Annotated in this window: 19 protein-coding genes; 9 read left to right on the top strand and 10 right to left on the bottom strand. The window is 65.3% G+C overall.

The window, feature by feature from the left end:
- Window positions 1–163 precede the first annotated feature (163 nt).
- The 3 genes from KLP42_RS05425 to rpmE form a co-directional block, all read right to left on the bottom strand.
- Window positions 164–394 (bottom strand): hypothetical protein, encoded by a 231-nt coding sequence (locus tag KLP42_RS05425; protein ID WP_215565159.1) that lies wholly within the window; start codon window positions 392–394, stop codon window positions 164–166.
- Between the two features lie 145 nt (window positions 395–539).
- The gene (locus KLP42_RS05420; RefSeq protein WP_215565158.1) at window positions 540–1,466 is read right to left on the bottom strand and encodes a D-alanyl-D-alanine carboxypeptidase family protein; all 927 of its coding nucleotides are present in this window, start codon (window positions 1,464–1,466) and stop codon (window positions 540–542) included.
- 140 nt (window positions 1,467–1,606) lie between these two features.
- Window positions 1,607–1,828, bottom strand: a complete 222-nt coding sequence (rpmE, locus tag KLP42_RS05415) for a 50S ribosomal protein L31 (protein WP_143126153.1) — start codon at window positions 1,826–1,828, stop codon at window positions 1,607–1,609.
- Window positions 1,829–2,011: 183 nt separating this feature from the next.
- Here rpmE and KLP42_RS05410 point away from each other — a divergent pair, with 183 nt between their 5' ends.
- A complete protein-coding gene (locus KLP42_RS05410) occupies window positions 2,012–3,811 on the top strand; it encodes an ABC transporter transmembrane domain-containing protein (RefSeq protein WP_215565157.1) in 1,800 nt (599 codons plus the stop codon).
- 9 nt (window positions 3,812–3,820) lie between these two features.
- Here the strand turns inward: KLP42_RS05410 and KLP42_RS05405 are convergent, their stop codons facing one another.
- The 6 genes from KLP42_RS05405 to KLP42_RS05380 all read right to left on the bottom strand — a co-directional run bounded on the left by KLP42_RS05405 (window position 3,821) and on the right by KLP42_RS05380 (window position 10,873).
- Window positions 3,821–5,461: an FAD-binding dehydrogenase gene (locus KLP42_RS05405; protein ID WP_215565156.1), complete on the bottom strand. Its 1,641-nt coding sequence runs from the start codon at window positions 5,459–5,461 to the stop codon at window positions 3,821–3,823.
- 384 nt (window positions 5,462–5,845) lie between these two features.
- Window positions 5,846–6,877, bottom strand: a complete 1,032-nt coding sequence (locus KLP42_RS05400) for a peptidoglycan -binding protein (RefSeq protein WP_215565155.1) — start codon at window positions 6,875–6,877, stop codon at window positions 5,846–5,848.
- Between the two features lie 3 nt (window positions 6,878–6,880).
- Entirely contained in the window at window positions 6,881–7,924 is a 1,044-nt protein-coding gene (locus KLP42_RS05395; protein ID WP_215565154.1) for a flagellar motor protein MotA, read from the bottom strand.
- Between the two features lie 188 nt (window positions 7,925–8,112).
- Window positions 8,113–8,913, bottom strand: coding sequence for an inositol monophosphatase family protein (locus KLP42_RS05390; protein ID WP_215565153.1), 801 nt, complete (start codon window positions 8,911–8,913; stop codon window positions 8,113–8,115).
- Window positions 8,914–9,080: 167 nt separating this feature from the next.
- The gene (locus tag KLP42_RS05385; protein ID WP_215565152.1) at window positions 9,081–10,211 is read right to left on the bottom strand and encodes a tetratricopeptide repeat protein; all 1,131 of its coding nucleotides are present in this window, start codon (window positions 10,209–10,211) and stop codon (window positions 9,081–9,083) included.
- A gap of 8 nt (window positions 10,212–10,219) precedes the next feature.
- On the bottom strand, window positions 10,220–10,873 hold the full coding sequence (locus KLP42_RS05380) for a thiamine phosphate synthase (protein ID WP_215565151.1): 654 nt from the start codon (window positions 10,871–10,873) through the stop codon (window positions 10,220–10,222).
- Window positions 10,874–11,061: 188 nt separating this feature from the next.
- Between KLP42_RS05380 and KLP42_RS05375 the strand changes: the two genes are divergently transcribed.
- Together KLP42_RS05375 and KLP42_RS05370 are read left to right on the top strand one after the other, a co-directional pair.
- A complete protein-coding gene (locus tag KLP42_RS05375) occupies window positions 11,062–11,838 on the top strand; it encodes a sulfite exporter TauE/SafE family protein (RefSeq protein WP_215565150.1) in 777 nt (258 codons plus the stop codon).
- An 82-nt stretch (window positions 11,839–11,920) separates the two neighbouring features.
- Window positions 11,921–12,181 (top strand): ArsR/SmtB family transcription factor, encoded by a 261-nt coding sequence (locus tag KLP42_RS05370; RefSeq protein WP_215565149.1) that lies wholly within the window; start codon window positions 11,921–11,923, stop codon window positions 12,179–12,181.
- Between the two features lie 204 nt (window positions 12,182–12,385).
- Here the strand turns inward: KLP42_RS05370 and KLP42_RS05365 are convergent, their stop codons facing one another.
- Complete coding sequence (locus tag KLP42_RS05365) at window positions 12,386–12,562, bottom strand: YdcH family protein (RefSeq protein WP_215565148.1); 177 nt, start codon at window positions 12,560–12,562, stop codon at window positions 12,386–12,388.
- 360 nt (window positions 12,563–12,922) lie between these two features.
- On the opposite strand from KLP42_RS05365, the gene KLP42_RS05360 reads away from it, so the two are divergent.
- From KLP42_RS05360 to KLP42_RS05335, 6 genes are all read left to right on the top strand, one after another.
- Window positions 12,923–13,126: a YdcH family protein gene (locus KLP42_RS05360; RefSeq protein WP_215565437.1), complete on the top strand. Its 204-nt coding sequence runs from the start codon at window positions 12,923–12,925 to the stop codon at window positions 13,124–13,126.
- A 50-nt stretch (window positions 13,127–13,176) separates the two neighbouring features.
- Window positions 13,177–13,644, top strand: a complete 468-nt coding sequence (gene purE, locus KLP42_RS05355) for a 5-(carboxyamino)imidazole ribonucleotide mutase (RefSeq protein WP_215565436.1) — start codon at window positions 13,177–13,179, stop codon at window positions 13,642–13,644.
- The gene (locus KLP42_RS05350; RefSeq protein WP_215565147.1) at window positions 13,641–14,699 is read left to right on the top strand and encodes a 5-(carboxyamino)imidazole ribonucleotide synthase; all 1,059 of its coding nucleotides are present in this window, start codon (window positions 13,641–13,643) and stop codon (window positions 14,697–14,699) included. Before purE ends, KLP42_RS05350 begins: the two co-directional genes overlap by 4 nt.
- A gap of 149 nt (window positions 14,700–14,848) precedes the next feature.
- Window positions 14,849–14,974 carry a type B 50S ribosomal protein L36 gene (gene ykgO / locus KLP42_RS05345; RefSeq protein ID WP_003497670.1) on the top strand — a complete coding sequence of 42 codons (126 nt, stop codon included), beginning with the start codon at window positions 14,849–14,851 and terminating at the stop codon, window positions 14,972–14,974.
- A 91-nt stretch (window positions 14,975–15,065) separates the two neighbouring features.
- Window positions 15,066–15,656 carry a tetratricopeptide repeat protein gene (locus tag KLP42_RS05340; RefSeq protein ID WP_215565146.1) on the top strand — a complete coding sequence of 197 codons (591 nt, stop codon included), beginning with the start codon at window positions 15,066–15,068 and terminating at the stop codon, window positions 15,654–15,656.
- A gap of 7 nt (window positions 15,657–15,663) precedes the next feature.
- Entirely contained in the window at window positions 15,664–16,683 is a 1,020-nt protein-coding gene (locus tag KLP42_RS05335; protein WP_215565145.1) for an alpha/beta fold hydrolase, read from the top strand.
- The last annotated feature ends 1 nt before the right edge of the window (window position 16,684 follow it).

Below are 16,684 nucleotides of genomic sequence, written 5' to 3'. Positions count from 1 at the left end.
TTCAATGTCCGTCTTCGTTACATGTAAATAATTTCATCTGCGAACACTGGAACCGAACCGACAGCTTCCGGCCCAGTTACTCCCGTCACCGCGAACGTGATAACACCTAGTCCAGCGCAAGGTCGCCCCCTCACACCATCCAGCACGCCGCGTGCCTCCCCCTCTACCCCTTAAACACCACGGCCACGCCGCGCTGGCGAAAATAGGCCTGCATGAACTTGCGGCCTGCGCGGTTGTTCTGCACGAGGCGCGCCGGGTCGAACACGGCCTCTTTCTGGCCAGCCCTGGCAAGGGCCGCCTTCAGCGTGGCAATATGCAGGTCGATGTCCATATTGTCGTTCTGCAGCGACTGGTAGATGCGGTCTGTCGCCTCGGCCACGGTCGGTTCACTCATCGGTTGCTCCTGTCGGTCGTCATTTGAAATCGGGATGGGCTCGGGCTGTAGCAGATGGTCCGCAGGAAGCAAACGGCAGTCCCGTGGCGCGAATCCGGTACCGGAAGCCACGGGATCGGCAGACCTGACGGTCCCGGTCCCGCCGTTACGGCTTGGCCGCCGCCGCTTCCTGGATGGAGGCCGGACGGGATACCGGCTCGGCCACCGCCTTCTGCGCCGGACGCGCAACAGGCTCGGCCACGGTGCTGGCCGCCGGCCGGCGCGCCACGTCGACGGGTGGCAGGTGACGGTCCATCATCGCCTTCATCTCGGCATCGCGCGCCTGGGCGGTCTTGCCGCCCAGCACCACGCCGACCAGACGCTGGCCGCCGCGCGCGACCGAGGTGACGAGATTGTAGCCGGAGGCCTCCGTATAGCCGGTCTTGATGCCGTCGGCCCCCGCATAGGTGTTCAGCACGCCGTTATGACCGCGCAGCTTCATGCCGCGAAACACCATGCCCTTCTGGGCAAACAGCTTGTATTCCTCCGGAAAATCGCGGATCAGCGCGAGGCCGAGCTTGGCCATGTCATCGGCCGTCGTCACCTGGTCCGGGTCGGGCAGGCCGGCGGGGTTGCGGAACACGGTGCGGCTCATGCCGAGCGCATGCGCCTTGGCCGTCATCATCTCGCCGAACTTCGCCTCCGAACCGCCCAGCGTCTCGCCCATCGCAACCGCCGCGTCATTGGCCGACAGCACGATCATGCCCGTCACCGCCTCGCGCACGCTGACGCTGCGCCCTGCCCCGATGGCGAACTTGAACGGCTCCTTGCCATTGGCGTTTTCCGACATGGTGATGCGCGTATCCCAGGTGAGGCGCCCGTCATGCAGGGCCTCGAAGGTGAGGTAGAGCGTCATCATCTTGGTGAGCGAAGCCGGATAGTTCAGCGCATCGCCGTTCTCCCGCTCGATGACGCGCCCCGTTGCCGCATCGACCAGAACACGGGCCTCACCGCTCCAGGCCGGCAGGGCGGCGACGGACAGAAGCAGGCCGGACAGCATCAGACGGGGCAGGAAACGGGAAAAGACGCACATGAAAACCTCTTGATCGCAAACGCCGCCCGCCATCGCCGCCGACCGGCCGGGCGCAAAAAAGCAGAAAACCGCCCGAAGCAGAGCCTCGGACGGTTTGAATACGCTTGTCAACATCGCCGGGACACCGCCCGGCGCTGGCATCAGAGACCGAGGCCTGCGAAACGCTTGTTGAACTTGGAAACGCGGCCGCCGCGGTCCAGCAGCTGCTGGCTGCCGCCGGTCCAGGCCGGGTGCGACTTGGAATCGATTTCCAGGTTCATCACGGCGCCTTCCGACCCCCAGGTCGAAAAGGTTTCGTATTCGGTGCCGTCGGTCATGACGACCTTGATCTTGTGGTAGTCCGGATGGATGTTGGCCTTCATGACACTCTTCCTGCTGTGCGGGGTCCATTTGTCGCAATTGCAGCGAGAGACCCTATTCCATAAATGAAGCCGTAGACCGGTCCGGCCACGGCTTCCCAATTCGATGCGGAGCCTATACAGGAAGGACTTTGAAAGCACAAGTACCCGCGCCGGAGAGTTGACGGGCCAGATCACGGGGGCATCGTGACCGATACCGCACCAACCACCGACAAGAAGCGCCGCTCGCCGCAACCCCTGTTCCGGCTGATGCCCTATGTGCTGCGCTACAAGTCCATGGTAACCGCCGCCGCGCTGTTCCTGCTTCTGGCCGCCGCAACGACACTGGCGCTGCCGACGGCGGTGCGGCGCATGATCGATCACGGCTTTGCCGCTGCCGACGGACGGTTCATCAACAGCTATTTCGCCATGCTGCTGGGGCTTGCGGCCCTGCTCGCCGTCTCAAGCGCCATGCGCTACTACTATGTGATCACCATCGGCGAACGGGTGGTGGCCGATCTGCGGCGCGAGGTGTTTTCCCGCGTCACGGCACTTTCCCCCGCCTTCTTCGATGTCAACCAGTCCGGCGAGATCGTCTCGCGGCTGACGGCGGATACCACGCAGATCAAGTCCGCCTTCGGTTCCTCGGCCTCGCAGGCGCTGCGCAACCTCATCCTCTGTCTGGGCGCGATGGGGATGATGATTCTCACCAGCCCGAAACTCTCGGCGCTGGTGCTGGGAGCCATCCCGCTGATCGTCTTTCCGCTGGTCGGCTTCGGCCGATCGGTGCGCGGCCGCTCGCGCACCGCGCAGGATACGCTTGCCGCCACCTCCGCCTTCGCCTCGGAAACCATTGCCGCCAGCCGCACCGTGCAGGCCTTCGGCGCGGAGGCCAGTGCGACGGCGCGTTATGGCGAAGCGGTGGAGGAAGCCTATCGCGCCGCCCGCGCGGCCATCCGTTCGCGCGCCTTCCTGACCGGCTTTGCCATCCTGCTGGTGTTCGGCAGCATTGTCGGCGTGCTGTGGTATGGCGCGCAAAGCGTGCTTGCCGGCACCATGACGGCCGGCACGCTCAGCCAGTTCGTGCTCTATTCGGTGCTGGCCGCAAGCTCGCTCGGACAGCTGTCGGAAGTGTGGGGCGATCTCTCGCAGGCCGGCGGCGCTGCCGAGCGGCTGACCGAACTTTTGCGCGAAGTGCCGGCGATCCGCGATCCGGAACAGCCGGTGGCCCTGCCCGTGCCGGCCCGCGGCGAAGTATCCTTCGACGATGTCTCCTTCTCCTATCCGTCGCGCGTCAGCGCGATTACCGTCAACGGCCTGTCCTTCTCGGTGCGTGCCGGCGAAACGGTGGCGATCGTCGGTCCGTCCGGCGCCGGCAAGAGCACGGTACTGTCGCTGCTGATGCGCTTCTACGATCCGACGCGCGGCGCCGTGCGTCTCGACGGGATCGATCTGAGGCAGGCCCGGCTTGCGGATCTGCGCGCGCGGCTTGCCATCGTGCCGCAGGACGTGACGATCTTTGCCGCCTCGATCCACGACAACATCGCCTTCGGCCTGCCGGATGCCAGCCGCGAGGCGGTGCGGCAGGCGGCCATCGCCGCCCAGGCCGATGAATTCATCTCCAGGCTGGACCATGGCTATGACACCATGGCCGGCGAACGCGGCATCACCCTGTCCGGTGGCCAGCGCCAGCGCATCGCGATTGCCCGCGCCATCCTGAAGGATGCGCCGGTGCTGCTGCTCGACGAGGCCACCTCGGCGCTCGATGCGGAAAGTGAAACGCTGGTACAGAAGGCGCTCGACGGCCTGATGAAGGACCGCACCACCATCGTGATCGCCCACCGGCTCGCCACCGTGCTGAAGGCCGACCGCATTCTGGTGATGGAGGACGGGCAGGTGGTCGAGGAAGGCACGCATGCGGAACTGGTTGCCCGCAACGGCCTTTATGCCAGCCTCGCGCGCCTGCAGTTCGAAACCGGCGCGCAGGGCTTTCTCGCCGCGCAATAGTGCCGCAGTTCACACCTGGCGTCCGGCAATGCGGCCGGAAAACAGGCAGCCGCCGAGAAAGGTACCTTCCAGCGCGCTGTAGCCATGCAGGCCGCCGCCGCCGAAACCTGCCGCCTCGCCAGCCGCGTAAAGACCCGGCACCGGCGCGCCATCGGCGCCAAGCACCCGCGCCTCGAGATCGGTGTGGATGCCGCCCAGGGTCTTGCGGGTCAGCACATGCAGGCGCACGGCGATCAGCGGACCCGCGGCGGGATCGAGCAGACGATGCGGCCGTGCGGTGCGCATCAGCCTGTCACCGAGATAGGCGCGAGCGCCGCGCATGGCGGTCACCTGCGCATCCTTGGCGAAGGGATTGCGGATCTGCCGGTCGCGGGCCTCGATCTGGCTGCGCAGATGCGCAGCATCCAGGCGGTCCTCGCCGGTGATCGCATTCATGCCGGCCACCAGATCCTCCAGCCGCTCGCGCACCACGAAATCCGCGCCCTTGTCCATGAAGGCCTGCACCGGGGCGGGCGGGTTCCTGCCGAGCCGCCGCAGCAGCAGGCCTATGTTCTTCCCGGTCAGGTCCGGGTTCTGCTCGGAGCCGGACAGCGCGAATTCCTTGCGGATGATCGCCCTCGTCAGGATGAACCAGCTGTAGGGAGAGCGGCGCGTGCCGAGAATGCGCAGCGTCTCCATCGTGTCGAAGCCCGGCATGGCCGGGGCCGGCAGGCGATTGCCATCCGCATCGCACCAGAAGGAGGATGGCCCCGGCAGGATGCGGATGCCGTGATTCGGCCAGATCGGATCCCAGTTGATCAGGCCTTCCGTATAGTGCCACATGCGGTCGCGGTTGATCACGGCCGCGCCGGATGCCTCGGCAATGTCGATCATCCGGCCATCGACATGCGCCGGCACGCCGCAGACCATATGCTCGGGCGGGGCACCAAGCCGTTCCTGCGGCCAGTTGCGCCGCACGCGTTCCAAATTGCCGCCGATACCGCCCGACGCAAGAATGACGGCGCCGGCAGACAGTTCGAAGGCGCCCACCGCGGTGCGCGAACTGGTCTGGCCGCGCGGCACCGCATCCTCCTGCAGCAGGCTGCCCGCAATGCCAGTGATGCGCCCGCCCGTCGATACCAGCCGGTCCACCTGATGACGGTAGCGGATCGTCAGCCGCCCGGCGGCCTGCTCTTCGCTGGCGCGCTGCACGAACGGCGCCAGCACGCCCGGCCCCGTGCCCCAGGTGACATGGAAGCGCGGCACGGAATTGCCGTGACCATGCGCATGGCCGCCGCCACGCTCCGCCCAGCCGACCACCGGAAACCAGCGCAGGCCGAGCCCGTGCAGCCAGCTGCGCTTTTCCCCGGCGGCGAAATTCAGATAGGCCTCGGCCCAGAGTCTCGGCCAGTGATCCTCCGGCCGGTCGAACCGTGCGGCCCCCAGCCAGTCCTGCCGCGCCAGATCCAGGCTGTCGCGGATGCGCATGCGGCGCTGTTCCGGGCTGTCGACAAGGAACAGGCCACCCAGTGACCAGAAAGCCTGCCCGCCAAGATTCTGCGGCCCTTCCTGATCAACAAGGCAGACCCGCCTGCCCCTTGCCGCCGCCTCCGTTGCCGCAACCAGGCCGGCCAGACCGCCGCCGACCACGATCACATCGAATTCTTCCATGCTGCCCCTCCCAAGGTCTCGGAATTTACTTTTACGCAAAGGTAAGACTTCGGCAAGTCATGGCTGCAGGAAGACGCGCGGCGAACAACCGGCATGGGCAAGAGAATGAGGCAGGAGAGGAACAGCTATGCGCAGAGGCAGAAGCGCCGGGCGAACCGGGCGCCGGAGCACGTGCGACGAACGCGGGTTCCCGGATGCACCTTCCCCTGCGGTTTGCACCGGTTTGCGGATGGAAGGGGCGCCGCGGCGGCCGTCCTGGGGATGCGCAGGCTGCGCCTGCGCCGGCGAAGCGCGCCTGCTGCGCGCCGCAAGGCATGATCCCTTTCCCGCACGACCGCCTGCGGTAGCCATGCAGCAGGACGGACTGGAAGCGACTTGCGCCGCTCAGCGTTCCGTCAGTTTCAGCTCGATGCGCCGGTTCTGAGAACGGGCCTCGGGTGTATCGCCCTCGGCGATCGGCTGATACTCGCCAAAGCCCGCCGCCACCAGGCGGTTGGCGGGAACGCCCTTGGAGATCAGGTACTTCACCACCGAGGTCGCGCGGGCGGAGGAGAGTTCCCAGTTGTCGCGATAGCGGCCGGTTCCGGAAAGCGGCGAATTGTCCGTATGGCCGTCGACGCGCAGCACCCAGTTGATTTCCGAGGGAATTTCCTGGGCAAGTTCGATCACGGCGCTGGCGAGCTTGTCCATTTCCGCGCGGCCTGCCTCATCCAGCTCCGCGCCGCCCACCGGAAACAGCACCTCGGACTGGAAGACGAAACGGTCGCCGACGATGCGGATGTTCTGGCGGTCGGAGAGAATCTCGCGCAGGCGGCCGAAGAAATCGGAGCGATAGCGGTTCAGTTCCTGTACACGCTGGGCAAGCGCAACGTTGAGCCGTCGGCCGAGATCGGCGATCTTTGCCTGCGAGGCATCGTCCTTGGCTTCGGAGGCCTGAAGGGCGGCCTCCACTGCGGCAATCTGCGCGCGCAGGGCGGCAATCTGCTGGTTTAGCAGTTCCACCTGGCTCATGGCACGCGCACTCACCTGCTTTTCCTGATCCAGCTGCTCGGAGAGCGTGCCGATGCGCTGGTTGGCGGCGTCGCTGGTGCCGGCACCACGCTCCAGCAGTGCCTGCAGACGCGAGCGCTCGCTTTCCGATTGCGCCAGCGAGGCCTGCAGGTTGGCCAGCGCGTCATCGGAATCCTGCTTGCCGCTCTTTTCCAGCGCCAGTAGCTGCGTCAGTTCGGCGATCTGGCTGTTCAGCCGGTTCAGCACCTCGTCACGGCCGGAAATCTCGCGGCCCAGGATGAACTGGGCCAGCACGAAGACCGTGAGCAGGAACATGATGGCGAGAAGCAGCGTCGACAGGGCATCGACGAAACCGGGCCAGTAATCGACGCCGCGTTCACGCCGGCGGTTGCGGCCGAGCGCCATGGATCACTTCCCCCCGATCTTGTCGGAGAGACGGTCCAACGTGCGCCGCATGGCCTTGGATTCCTCCTGCTGCGCCTCGATCCAGTCGCGCAGCATCTGCTGCTCGTTGCGCATGTTCTTGACCAGACCCTGGATGCCTTCCGCAAGATTGCTCATGGCGGCCAGCGATTTCTCATGCTGGGCGGCCTCGCCCTTGGTCTGGGCAGCGATCAGCTTGCGCAACTGGTCGGCGACGCGGCGCAGCTCATCGGAGGCGCTGTCGCCGGCAACCGGACCGGCAACGGGCAGCTCGCTGCCGACCTCGGTCACGGAAGACAGCCAGTTTTCCAGTTCCGTATAGAAGCGGTTCTGCGCGCGGCCGGCCTGCAGGTCGAGAAAGCCGAGGATCAGCGAGCTGGAGAGGCCGAGCAGCGAGGAGGAAAATGCCGTGCCCATGCCCGCAAGCGGCGCCGTCAGGCCGCTCTTCAGCGCAGAGAGGATGTCGCTGTTGTCGCCGGAATTCGGGTCCAGCCCCTGGATGACCTCGCTGATCGAACCGATGGTGCCGATCAGGCCCCAGAAAGTGCCGAGCAGGCCGAGAAAGACGAGAAGGCCGATGAGATAGCGCGAGATATCGCGCGATTCGTCGAGCCGCGTGCCGATCGAATCGAGGATGGAGCGGAGCACGGTGGCAGACAGCGCCACCCGCTGGCTGCGGCCGAGCAGCGAGGCCATCGGCGCCAGAAGCCGCGGCTGGCGCCCCACCCGATCGGCACTGCCGGCGGCCCGGAAGGAATTGAACCAGCGCACTTCCGGGATGAGGCTGATGACCTGGGTGAAGATCAGCAGAACGCCGATCGCCAGAACGCCGAGAATCAGGCCGTTCAGCCCCGGATTGGTCATGAAGGCGGTGTGGGCCTGCCGGTAGAGGATCGCCACGATGAAGCCCACGATGATCAGGAAGATCAGCATGGTCCACAGGAAAGGCACCGGATTCGACAGCTTGTACCCTTGAGGCCGGGGTGCCAATTCAGAACCGTTCACATCCCCGAGGGTGTCATTCGCCATGGGTTACGCAAGCCTCCGCATCACAATGCGCCGGAGGCTAGTGCAAAAATGAGACGAATTGAAGTGATGCAGGCTCGCAAACCTCCAAGATTTCCAAGCCTTTCATCAATCATTCACGAAGAGCGACCCGGCCAGACCGGCAGGGAGTGCCGGCAAGGCGCATCGGGCCGCCGTGGAACCGTTCCGGCTCAGCGGGTCGGGATCGGGCGGTTCGCCACCTCGAGAAGCTGCTTGTGAATCAGCTCATTGCCGGCTGCCACGCTGCCATCGGCAAGCATGTCGTTGCCGCCCTTGAAGTCGCTGACGAAACCGCCGGCCTCGCGGATCAGGATCAGACCTGCCGCCATGTCCCAGGGGGAAAGACCGGTTTCCCAGAAGCCATCGAGGCGGCCGGCCGCCACATAGGCAAGATCGAGCGCAGCCGCGCCGAAACGGCGCACGCCGGCCACTTCGCCCATCACATGGCGCAGTTCGACGAGAAACTTGCCGTGATTGCCGCGGCCGAGATGCGGCACGCCGCAGCCGATCACGCAATCGGACAGCACGCGACGGGCGGCCACGCGGATGCGACGGTCGTTGAGGAAGGCGCCGCCGCCCTTTTCGGCGGTGAACAGCTCGTCGGTGGCCGGATTGAAGATGACGCCGGCCACCATTTCCCCATGGCGTTCAAGGCCGATCGACACGGCGAACTGCGGAATGCCGTGCAGGAAGTTTGTGGTGCCGTCGAGCGGATCGACGATCCAGCGATGCGCGCCGTCGGTGCCCTTCTCCTCGTCCCCCTCCTCGCCGAGGAAGCCATAGGTGGGGCGCGCCTTCATCAGCTCGTCATGCACGATCTTCTCGGCCTTCAGGTCGGCCTGGGAAACGAAGTCGCTCGGGCCCTTCACCGATACCTGGAGGTTCTGCACTTCGCCGAAATCACGCGCGAGCGACTTGCCGGCCTTGATGGCGGCCTGAACCATGACATTGAGAAGGGCTGAACGAGCCATAGAGGCAATCCTTGGGGTATGGGGCGGCTGTCCCTGTCCGACAGGAACGAACGACGATCTGAACTTTTATGAGTAGGGGCGTTCAGAACCACAAAACCCCGAGGAATTCAAGTCGCGACGGCCCGTGCGAGGCCGGAAAGGTTGACGGACAGCGACCACGGCAGCGGTCAGCTGGGACGAAAGCGGTTTGCCGCCTCGATCGCCTTCTTCTGCTGATCGTCCTCGATGCCGAGATAGAAATCCTCCAGCACAGGGTCCGGCAGGCCGGCACGGCGCGACAGCACATACCACTTGGCCGCCTCGACCGGATCCGGCCGGGTGCCGAGCGCGTTGATGTAGAGATGGGCAAGCTTGTTCTGCGCCACGACATTGCCGCGCATCGCCGCCACCTTCAGCCACTGGAAGCCTTCGTCATAGTCGCGCGGGCCACCGACGCCGTTGACGAGCCAGATGCCCATGTCGAGCTGCGCCGTGTCGTAGCCCGCCCGGGCGGCGCGCTGCAGCCATTCGCGAGCCTTGGCCTTCTTGGCCGGTTCGAGATCCTTGATCGCGATGTAGAGCTGGGCAACCGCATATTGCGAATCGGCCACTCCCTGCTCGGCCGATTTCTCATAGAAGGGCAGCGCCAGCTTCAGGCCCTTGTCGCCCGGATGGTCGGCGATCAGGATCTGCGCCCAGTTGAACTGCGCGGATGCATTGCCCGCCTCCGCTGCGCGGCGCATGTAGTCATCCGCCTTGGTCTTGTCGCGCTGGACGTAGCGCCCCTCCATCAGAAGCAGCGCATACTGGAACATGGCGGCGGGATCGCCGCGCTGGGCGGCCTGCCCGTACCAGAAGGCCGCCTCCTTCGGATCGTGCAGGATGCCGAGGCCGCGGCTCATCATCTCGGCAACGAGTGTCTGCGCCGCCGCATCGCCCGCCTGGGCGCGCGGCAGCGCCTTGTCGAGGGCGGTCACGTAAAGGCCGCGCTGGAAGGCGCCATAGGCCTCGTCGATCGGGCCGTGATAGGGTTTTTCGCGCGGGGCCGGCGGAAGGGTGGAGCCCATGCGCTCGTAAAGCGTGATGCCGGACGAGGGAAAGGGATCATCGCCAGGCCGCGCCGACTTGTCGTCTGCCGTCGTTCCGGAACCGTCTTCGCCTGCGGGCGGCTTCTGGAAGCCGCCGGTGGCGGGTGCCACGGGCCGCGTTACAGCCCGCTCCACGCCGTCAGCGGCGGCAAGGCGCGCCAAAGGCACCGCCGCAAGCGCGGTGGACAGGACGACAAGGGACAGGTTCAACAGACCGGGTAGACGACGCATGCCGCTCTTCAAGCGCCAAACCGTGGCGCTTTTTCGTCCAGGATCGCATTGATTTCGGAAACCGCAGCGGCGGTGCCGGCCGGATGCTCGAAGACGGCCCGGCAGAGCGCGACGAATTCCGCTCCGGTTTCGGCAACCGCCAGGGCGGATTCGAGAGACGCCCCGCCCATGACGATGCAGGGAATTTCCACCAGGGCTGCCCACCACTCGCCGAGATCGAGGTTCTTCGGATGCGCCTCGGGCTTGATGTCGCCGTCGAACTTGCCGAAGAAGATGTAGTCCGGTCGCACCTCGCCCACCTCGAGCGCCGTGTGGCGATCGGCGGCGGAGCCGGCACCGACGATCAGCTTCGGCGTGAACTTCTCGACGGCCTCAGCCAGGTCCTCGACCTTGCCGGTCACGTGCAGGCCGTCTGCCCGGGCGCGGCCGGCAACGCGGCTGTCGCCGGCAATCAGCGCCGCGGCTCCGGCCGCCTGCACCAGTGGCACCAGCCGCTCGGCGCGTTTCTGGAAGTCGGTATCGTTCGACGCATATTGCGGCAGGATGACGGATGCCACGTCACCACCGCGCAGCGCATGTTCCAGCTTTTCCGCCAGGGCGGCCTCGTCGGCATCGTCGGGCACGATCAAAACGAGGCGGCAGCGATCTTCCGGCAGTGTCATGGGTCTTGTCCTCTTCGCGCCGTCACGCCGTCGCGCCCAGGGCGCATCCGGTTGCGGCATCCTCTTCGGGTGACATCCGATCAGGTTCCTGCAGCAGATGAAATGCAAGTTGATCCGGTTCGGGCTCGTCTTCCCGTCCCAAGTCCGATAGACCGGTCGGGCCTTTCGATCAACTCTCCTCAGTGCGCATGTTCGGCTTCGACATCCCCAGCCTCACCTTCTTTGCCGCCGCCATACCGGCCGTTGCGCTTGTCGGCCTGTCCAAAGGCGGCCTCGGCGGCGCCTTCGCGCTGATCGGCGTGCCGCTGATGGCGCTGGTGGTGAGCCCCGTCGATGCCGCGGCGATCTTCCTGCCCATCCTCATCCTGATGGATCTGGTGGCGCTGTACGCCTGGCGGCATCACAACGACCGCAAGCTGCTGCTGAAATTCCTGCCCGGCGGCCTGATCGGCGTTGCCCTCGGCTGGGCCACCTCGGCGCTGGTGCCCCCGGATGCGTTGCGCTTCGTCATCGCCGTGTCGATGATCCTGTTTGCGGGGCGCTATTTCTACCAGACCTATGGCCCGCATGCCGGAACCCCGGTGCCGGCCGCGCAGCACCGCACCGGCCCCGCCCTGTTCTGGGGAACGCTGTGCGGCTATGGCAGCTTCGTCGCCCATGCGGGCGGCCCGCCCTTCCAGATCTACGCGCTGCCGCTGAAACTCGATCCCAAGGCCTATACGGGCGCCAGCGTGCGCTTCTTCGCGCTAATCAATGCCATCAAGGTCGTCCCCTATGTGGCGCTCGGCGCGCTGGACATGCACAACCTGAAGGTTTCCCTCACCCTGCTGCCGGTCGCGCTGGTGGCCACCATGGCCGGGGCGGTGGTGGTGCGGCACATGAAGCCGGCTGTCTTCTATCCGCTGGCCTATGGTCTTGGCCTGATCGCGGCACTGAAGCTGTTGTGGGATGCTCTGCCTTTTTAAGTAACGCGAAAAATACGCACTGGATATTGCGGCGCACAAAAATATTGTTGCCGCCGTTCCTTACTTAGCGTAAGTTGTGCTCATGACGAGCTTTGACCCCTTTGCAGCCATTGCTGATCCGAACCGGCGTCATCTGCTGGAAGAGCTTCGTCGTGCGCCGCGCACGGTGAATGAACTGGCCGAAGGGCTGCCGATCAGCCGTCCGGCGGTGTCACAACACCTGAAGGCACTGCTCGACAGCAACCTCGTCAACGTGACGGCAGAGGGAACCCGGCGCATCTATTCACTGAACAGCAAGGGCTTCCACAAGCTCAACCTGTGGCTGGATCAGTTCTGGAAATAGACCGGACGACGAAGCCAGACTTCTTCCCCGCCAGAACCTGCCCGCCTGCTGCAGCACGGTCGCGCCGACCCTGCCTTGACCTGCAGGCCGGCATGGCCGACTTGCCGGACTTCCGCCGCCGGTGGCGCCCTGCGCCCCTCCGTTCCGGCGACGGACTGTGCTTCAGACATTCGTGTCAGAAACTCATAAACGCGTTCGAAAGCACTAGTGGCGCGTGGCCTCTCTCAGGCGCTCCATCTGATCCTTGATCTTCAACTTGCGGCGCTTGAGGTCCGCGATCTCGCGGTCGTCAGAGGATGGGGACGCAAGTACGGCCTGGAGCTCCTCCTCAAGAGCGCCATGCTTCTTTTCGAGCGATGCGATATGAGCCTGAATGGTCATGTGGCACGTCCTTCCCTTTTTCCCGCCACCGGCTCCCCATGAGCCCGCAGCTTCAGGTTTGCGAAGGAATTGTGACACGAAGAAGCCCCTTTGTCGAAGGCGAAATCGTGACATCTCGAAGGCCTTTCGTTGGAACTCCTTAAGCGCGCATGAAGGCGGGGCCCCGCTGCACCGTCACAGAACAGCGCGCATGCAGGCCGCAGGATGCGATTAGGCGTTGATTAATCGGCTTCTTTCTGGCTCGATTGGCGGCGGAGATTTGCCGTTCACCGCTCTAGTCGTTCGCAAGGTTTGATGGTAGGAGCTTGCGGGCATTCCCCGGCGATACAAAGACCGGAATTTAGAATGGGGACGAAACACATGGCCGATCAGGAACAGGCGGACATCAGGCTGGCGCTGGCACGGCTCCGTCAGGAGCACGAAGACTACGATGCGGCCATCAACGCCATGATCGAGACCGGCTGCGAGGCCTTGCGTATCCAGCGCATGAAGAAGAAGAAGCTCGCCATCAAGGACAAGATGAGCCAGCTCGAAGACCAGATCGTTCCAGACATCATCGCGTGAGGACGGAGGACGCAAGATTGCCGCAGGAGAGACCGCCGGTTGCCATCATCATGGGAAGCCAGTCCGACTGGGAAACCATGAAGAATGCCGCAGACACGCTGGATGCGCTGGATGTGGGGTATGAGGCCAGGATCGTCTCCGCGCATCGCACGCCCGATCGCATGGTGGCCTTTGCCAAGGGCGCGCGCGAGGAAGGTTTTCAGGTGATCATTGCCGGCGCCGGCGGCGCGGCCCACCTGCCCGGCATGGTCGCGGCGCTCACCCCCCTGCCCGTCTTCGGCGTGCCCGTGCAGTCGAAATCCATGTCCGGCCTCGACAGCCTCTATTCCATCGTGCAGATGCCGGCCGGCATTCCCGTCGGCACGCTTGCCATCGGCCGCGCCGGCGCCGTCAATGCAGCCCTGCTGGCTGCCGCCGTGCTGGCGCTCTCCGACGACGATCTCGCCGACCGGCTGGACGAATACCGCACCCGCCAGACGGCATCCGTTGCAGATTACCCCATAGACGAGGCGCCATGACGCTTTCCACCATTGGCATCATCGGCGGCGGCCAGCTGGGCCGCATGCTGGCGATGGCCGCCGCCCGGCTGAACTTCCGCACCATCATTCTGGAACCGCAGGCCGATTGCCCCGCAGCCCAGGTGGCGAACCGGCAGATCGTCGCCGCCTATGACGACCCGCAGGCCCTCGACGAACTTGCCGCGGCCTGCGACGTCATCACCTACGAATTCGAGAACGTGCCGGTGGCCGCCGCCGCGCATCTGGCGCTCAGCCGGCCGGTCTATCCGCCACCGAAGGCGCTCGACGTCGCGCAGGACCGCCTGACGGAAAAGCGCTTCCTGAACGACTGCGGCATCGAGACGGCACGCTTCCATGCGGTCGATTCCCAGCAGGCTCTGGAGCGGGCGCTCGCCGATTTCGGCGGCCGCGGCGTACTGAAGACCCGTCGCCTCGGCTATGACGGCAAGGGCCAGCGCGTGTTCCGCGCGCACGAGGACGATCCGGCCGGCGCCTTTGCCGCGATGGGCGGCGTGCCGCTGATCCTCGAAAGCTTCGTCGCCTTCGAGCGCGAGGTGTCCGTGATTGCCGCCCGCGGCACCGACGGCACGGTGAAGGCCTTCGACGTGGCGGAGAATGTGCACCGCAACGGCATCCTGCACACCTCCACCCTGCCGGCCCGAATCGGCGCCGCAACCGCCGGGGCCGCCTTCGGCGCGGCCGAGCGCCTGCTGGCCGCGCTCGATTATGTTGGCGTGATCGGCATGGAATTCTTCGTGATGGCGGACGGCGCGCTGATCGCCAACGAGATTGCGCCCCGCGTCCACAATTCCGGCCACTGGACGGAGGCTGCCTGCGTCATTTCGCAGTTCGAGCAGCATATCCGCGCAGTGGCCGGCCTGCCGCTCGGCAATCCTCGGCGCCATTCCGACTGCGTGATGACGAATCTGATCGGCGACGACATGGCCGAGCTGCCGCAATGGCTTGCCACCCCGGATGTGCTGGTGCATCTCTACGGCAAGACCGAGGCCAGGGCGGGCCGCAAGATGGGCCACGTCACCCGGCTTTTGCGGTGAAATGCCCTGCCCCGCCGGGCTCCTGCGGTTGACAGAGGTGTGACGAACCTGTATCAGCCTCCCATCCTAAAGAAGGGCGCCTCAGGCGCTCTTTTGATTGTCAGAGACATGAGTGGGCCAAGCGCCCGTCGAATACGCGGATCAGAACAATGAAGATCAAGAACTCGCTCAAAGCGCTTAAGGCCCGTCATCGCGATAACCGTCTGGTTCGCCGCAAGGGCCGCGTTTACATCATCAACAAGCAGAACCCGCGCTTCAAGGCTCGCCAGGGCTGATTGCAGGTTGAGCTTCGGCTCGCCGGATCACTTTGTCGAAACCTGTTGAATTTGGGTTTCCCATCAGGCGCATGCGGTTTAATCTAACCGCATGCGCTTTTTCCGTTTGCCTGCCCTGCTGATTCTTGCCGCCCTCTCCTCGGCCCCTGCCCTGGCGCAGGATGCCGGAACGGAAACAGGCGCGAGTTCCACGCCGACGCCCGAAAGCACCGAGCAGACGCTGTTCGAGGCGCTGAAGCGCGAGCGCGATCCCGACAAGGCACGCAGCATTGCCAGCCAGATCATGAGTGACTGGAAGGATTCCGGCAGCGCCACCATCAATCTGCTGATGCAGTGGGCCGACCGGTCCATCGACCAGAAGAAGAACGCCGCCGCTCTGGATTTCCTCGACCAGGTGACGGTGCTGCAGCCGGACTATGTCGAGGCCTGGAACCGCCGGGCCACGCTGCACTACGCGATGGGTGACACGCGCAAGTCCATGGCCGATATCAACGAGGTCCTGAAGAAGGACCCGCGCTATTTCCCCGCCATCGCCGGCATGGCGACGATCCTGACCGAAGCGGGCGAGGATGAACCGGCCCTGCGGGCCTGGGAGCGTTTCCTGGACATCTATCCCGCCGACCGCGACGCGCAGGAGGCCGTGGAAAAGCTCTCCGAAAAGCTGGCCGGCAGCCGCACCTGACGCCCGGATGCCGCTCGTGCTGCCGCTCCTCCTTTCCCTAACCGGACTTCTCCTCGCCTGCGCCTTCGGCTTCACCGCCTGGCAGGCCGCCCGCATCGAGCGCCGCTTCCCCAATATCGGCGACCTTACCGATATCGGCGGCTACCGGCTGAATGCCCTGCACGTGCCGGAGGGCCCCGCATCCGACCTTCCTCCGATTGTCTTCATCCACGGCGCGAGCGGCAATCTGCGCGACCAGGAGGCGGCGTTCCTGGCTCCCCTGAAGGACCGCGCAGAACTGCTCTTCGTGGACCGTCCCGGCCACGGATATTCCGAACGCGGCGGCAAGGCGAATGCCACGCCGGACGGACAGGCTGCGGCGATCGCGCGCCTGATGGAAAAGCGAGGCATCGAGCGGGCGATCATCGTCGGCCATTCCTTCGGCGGCGCGATTGCGGCGAGTTTGGCCCTCTTCCACCCGGACAAGGTGATCGGAACCCTGTTCCTTGCGCCCGCCACCCATCCCTGGCCGGGCGGCATCGACTGGCATTACCGGCTGGCCTCGACGCCGGTGCTCGGCTGGCTGTTCAGCCACACGCTCGTGATGCCCGCGGGCCTTGCGATCATGGACAAGGCCACCCGCGGCGTGTTTTTCCCCAATCCGCGCCGGGACAGCTATCTCGAGGAAGGCGCGCCCGCACTGGTGCTGCGCCCGGCAACCTTCCGCCATAATGCCCGCGATGTCGCAAGCCTGCTCGCCTATGTGACCCGTACCGCGCCACGCTATCGCGAAATCGGCAGCCCCGCCGTGATCGTGACCGGCGACAGCGATCCGGTCGTGCTCGCCAATATCCATTCGACCGGGCTCAAGCGGGACCTCGCCCGCTCCGAACTCGTCTGGGTAAAGGGGCTCGGCCACAAGCCTGATTACATGGCGACGGATCTGGCCATTGCTGCCATCGAAAAGCTCGCCGGCCGGGAGCGGAATCTGGACACAATGGCGCGGCAGGTGGAGGAACGGATCGCCGCGGAAAACGCCGTTCGCTGAC

Origin of the sequence: Rhizobium sp. CSW-27, from assembly GCF_018760785.1 — a bacterium.
Lineage (GTDB): Bacteria > Pseudomonadota > Alphaproteobacteria > Rhizobiales > Rhizobiaceae > Neorhizobium.
Note: the sequence above shows the minus strand (reverse complement) of the source record. Positions and strands in the feature narration are given on the sequence as shown.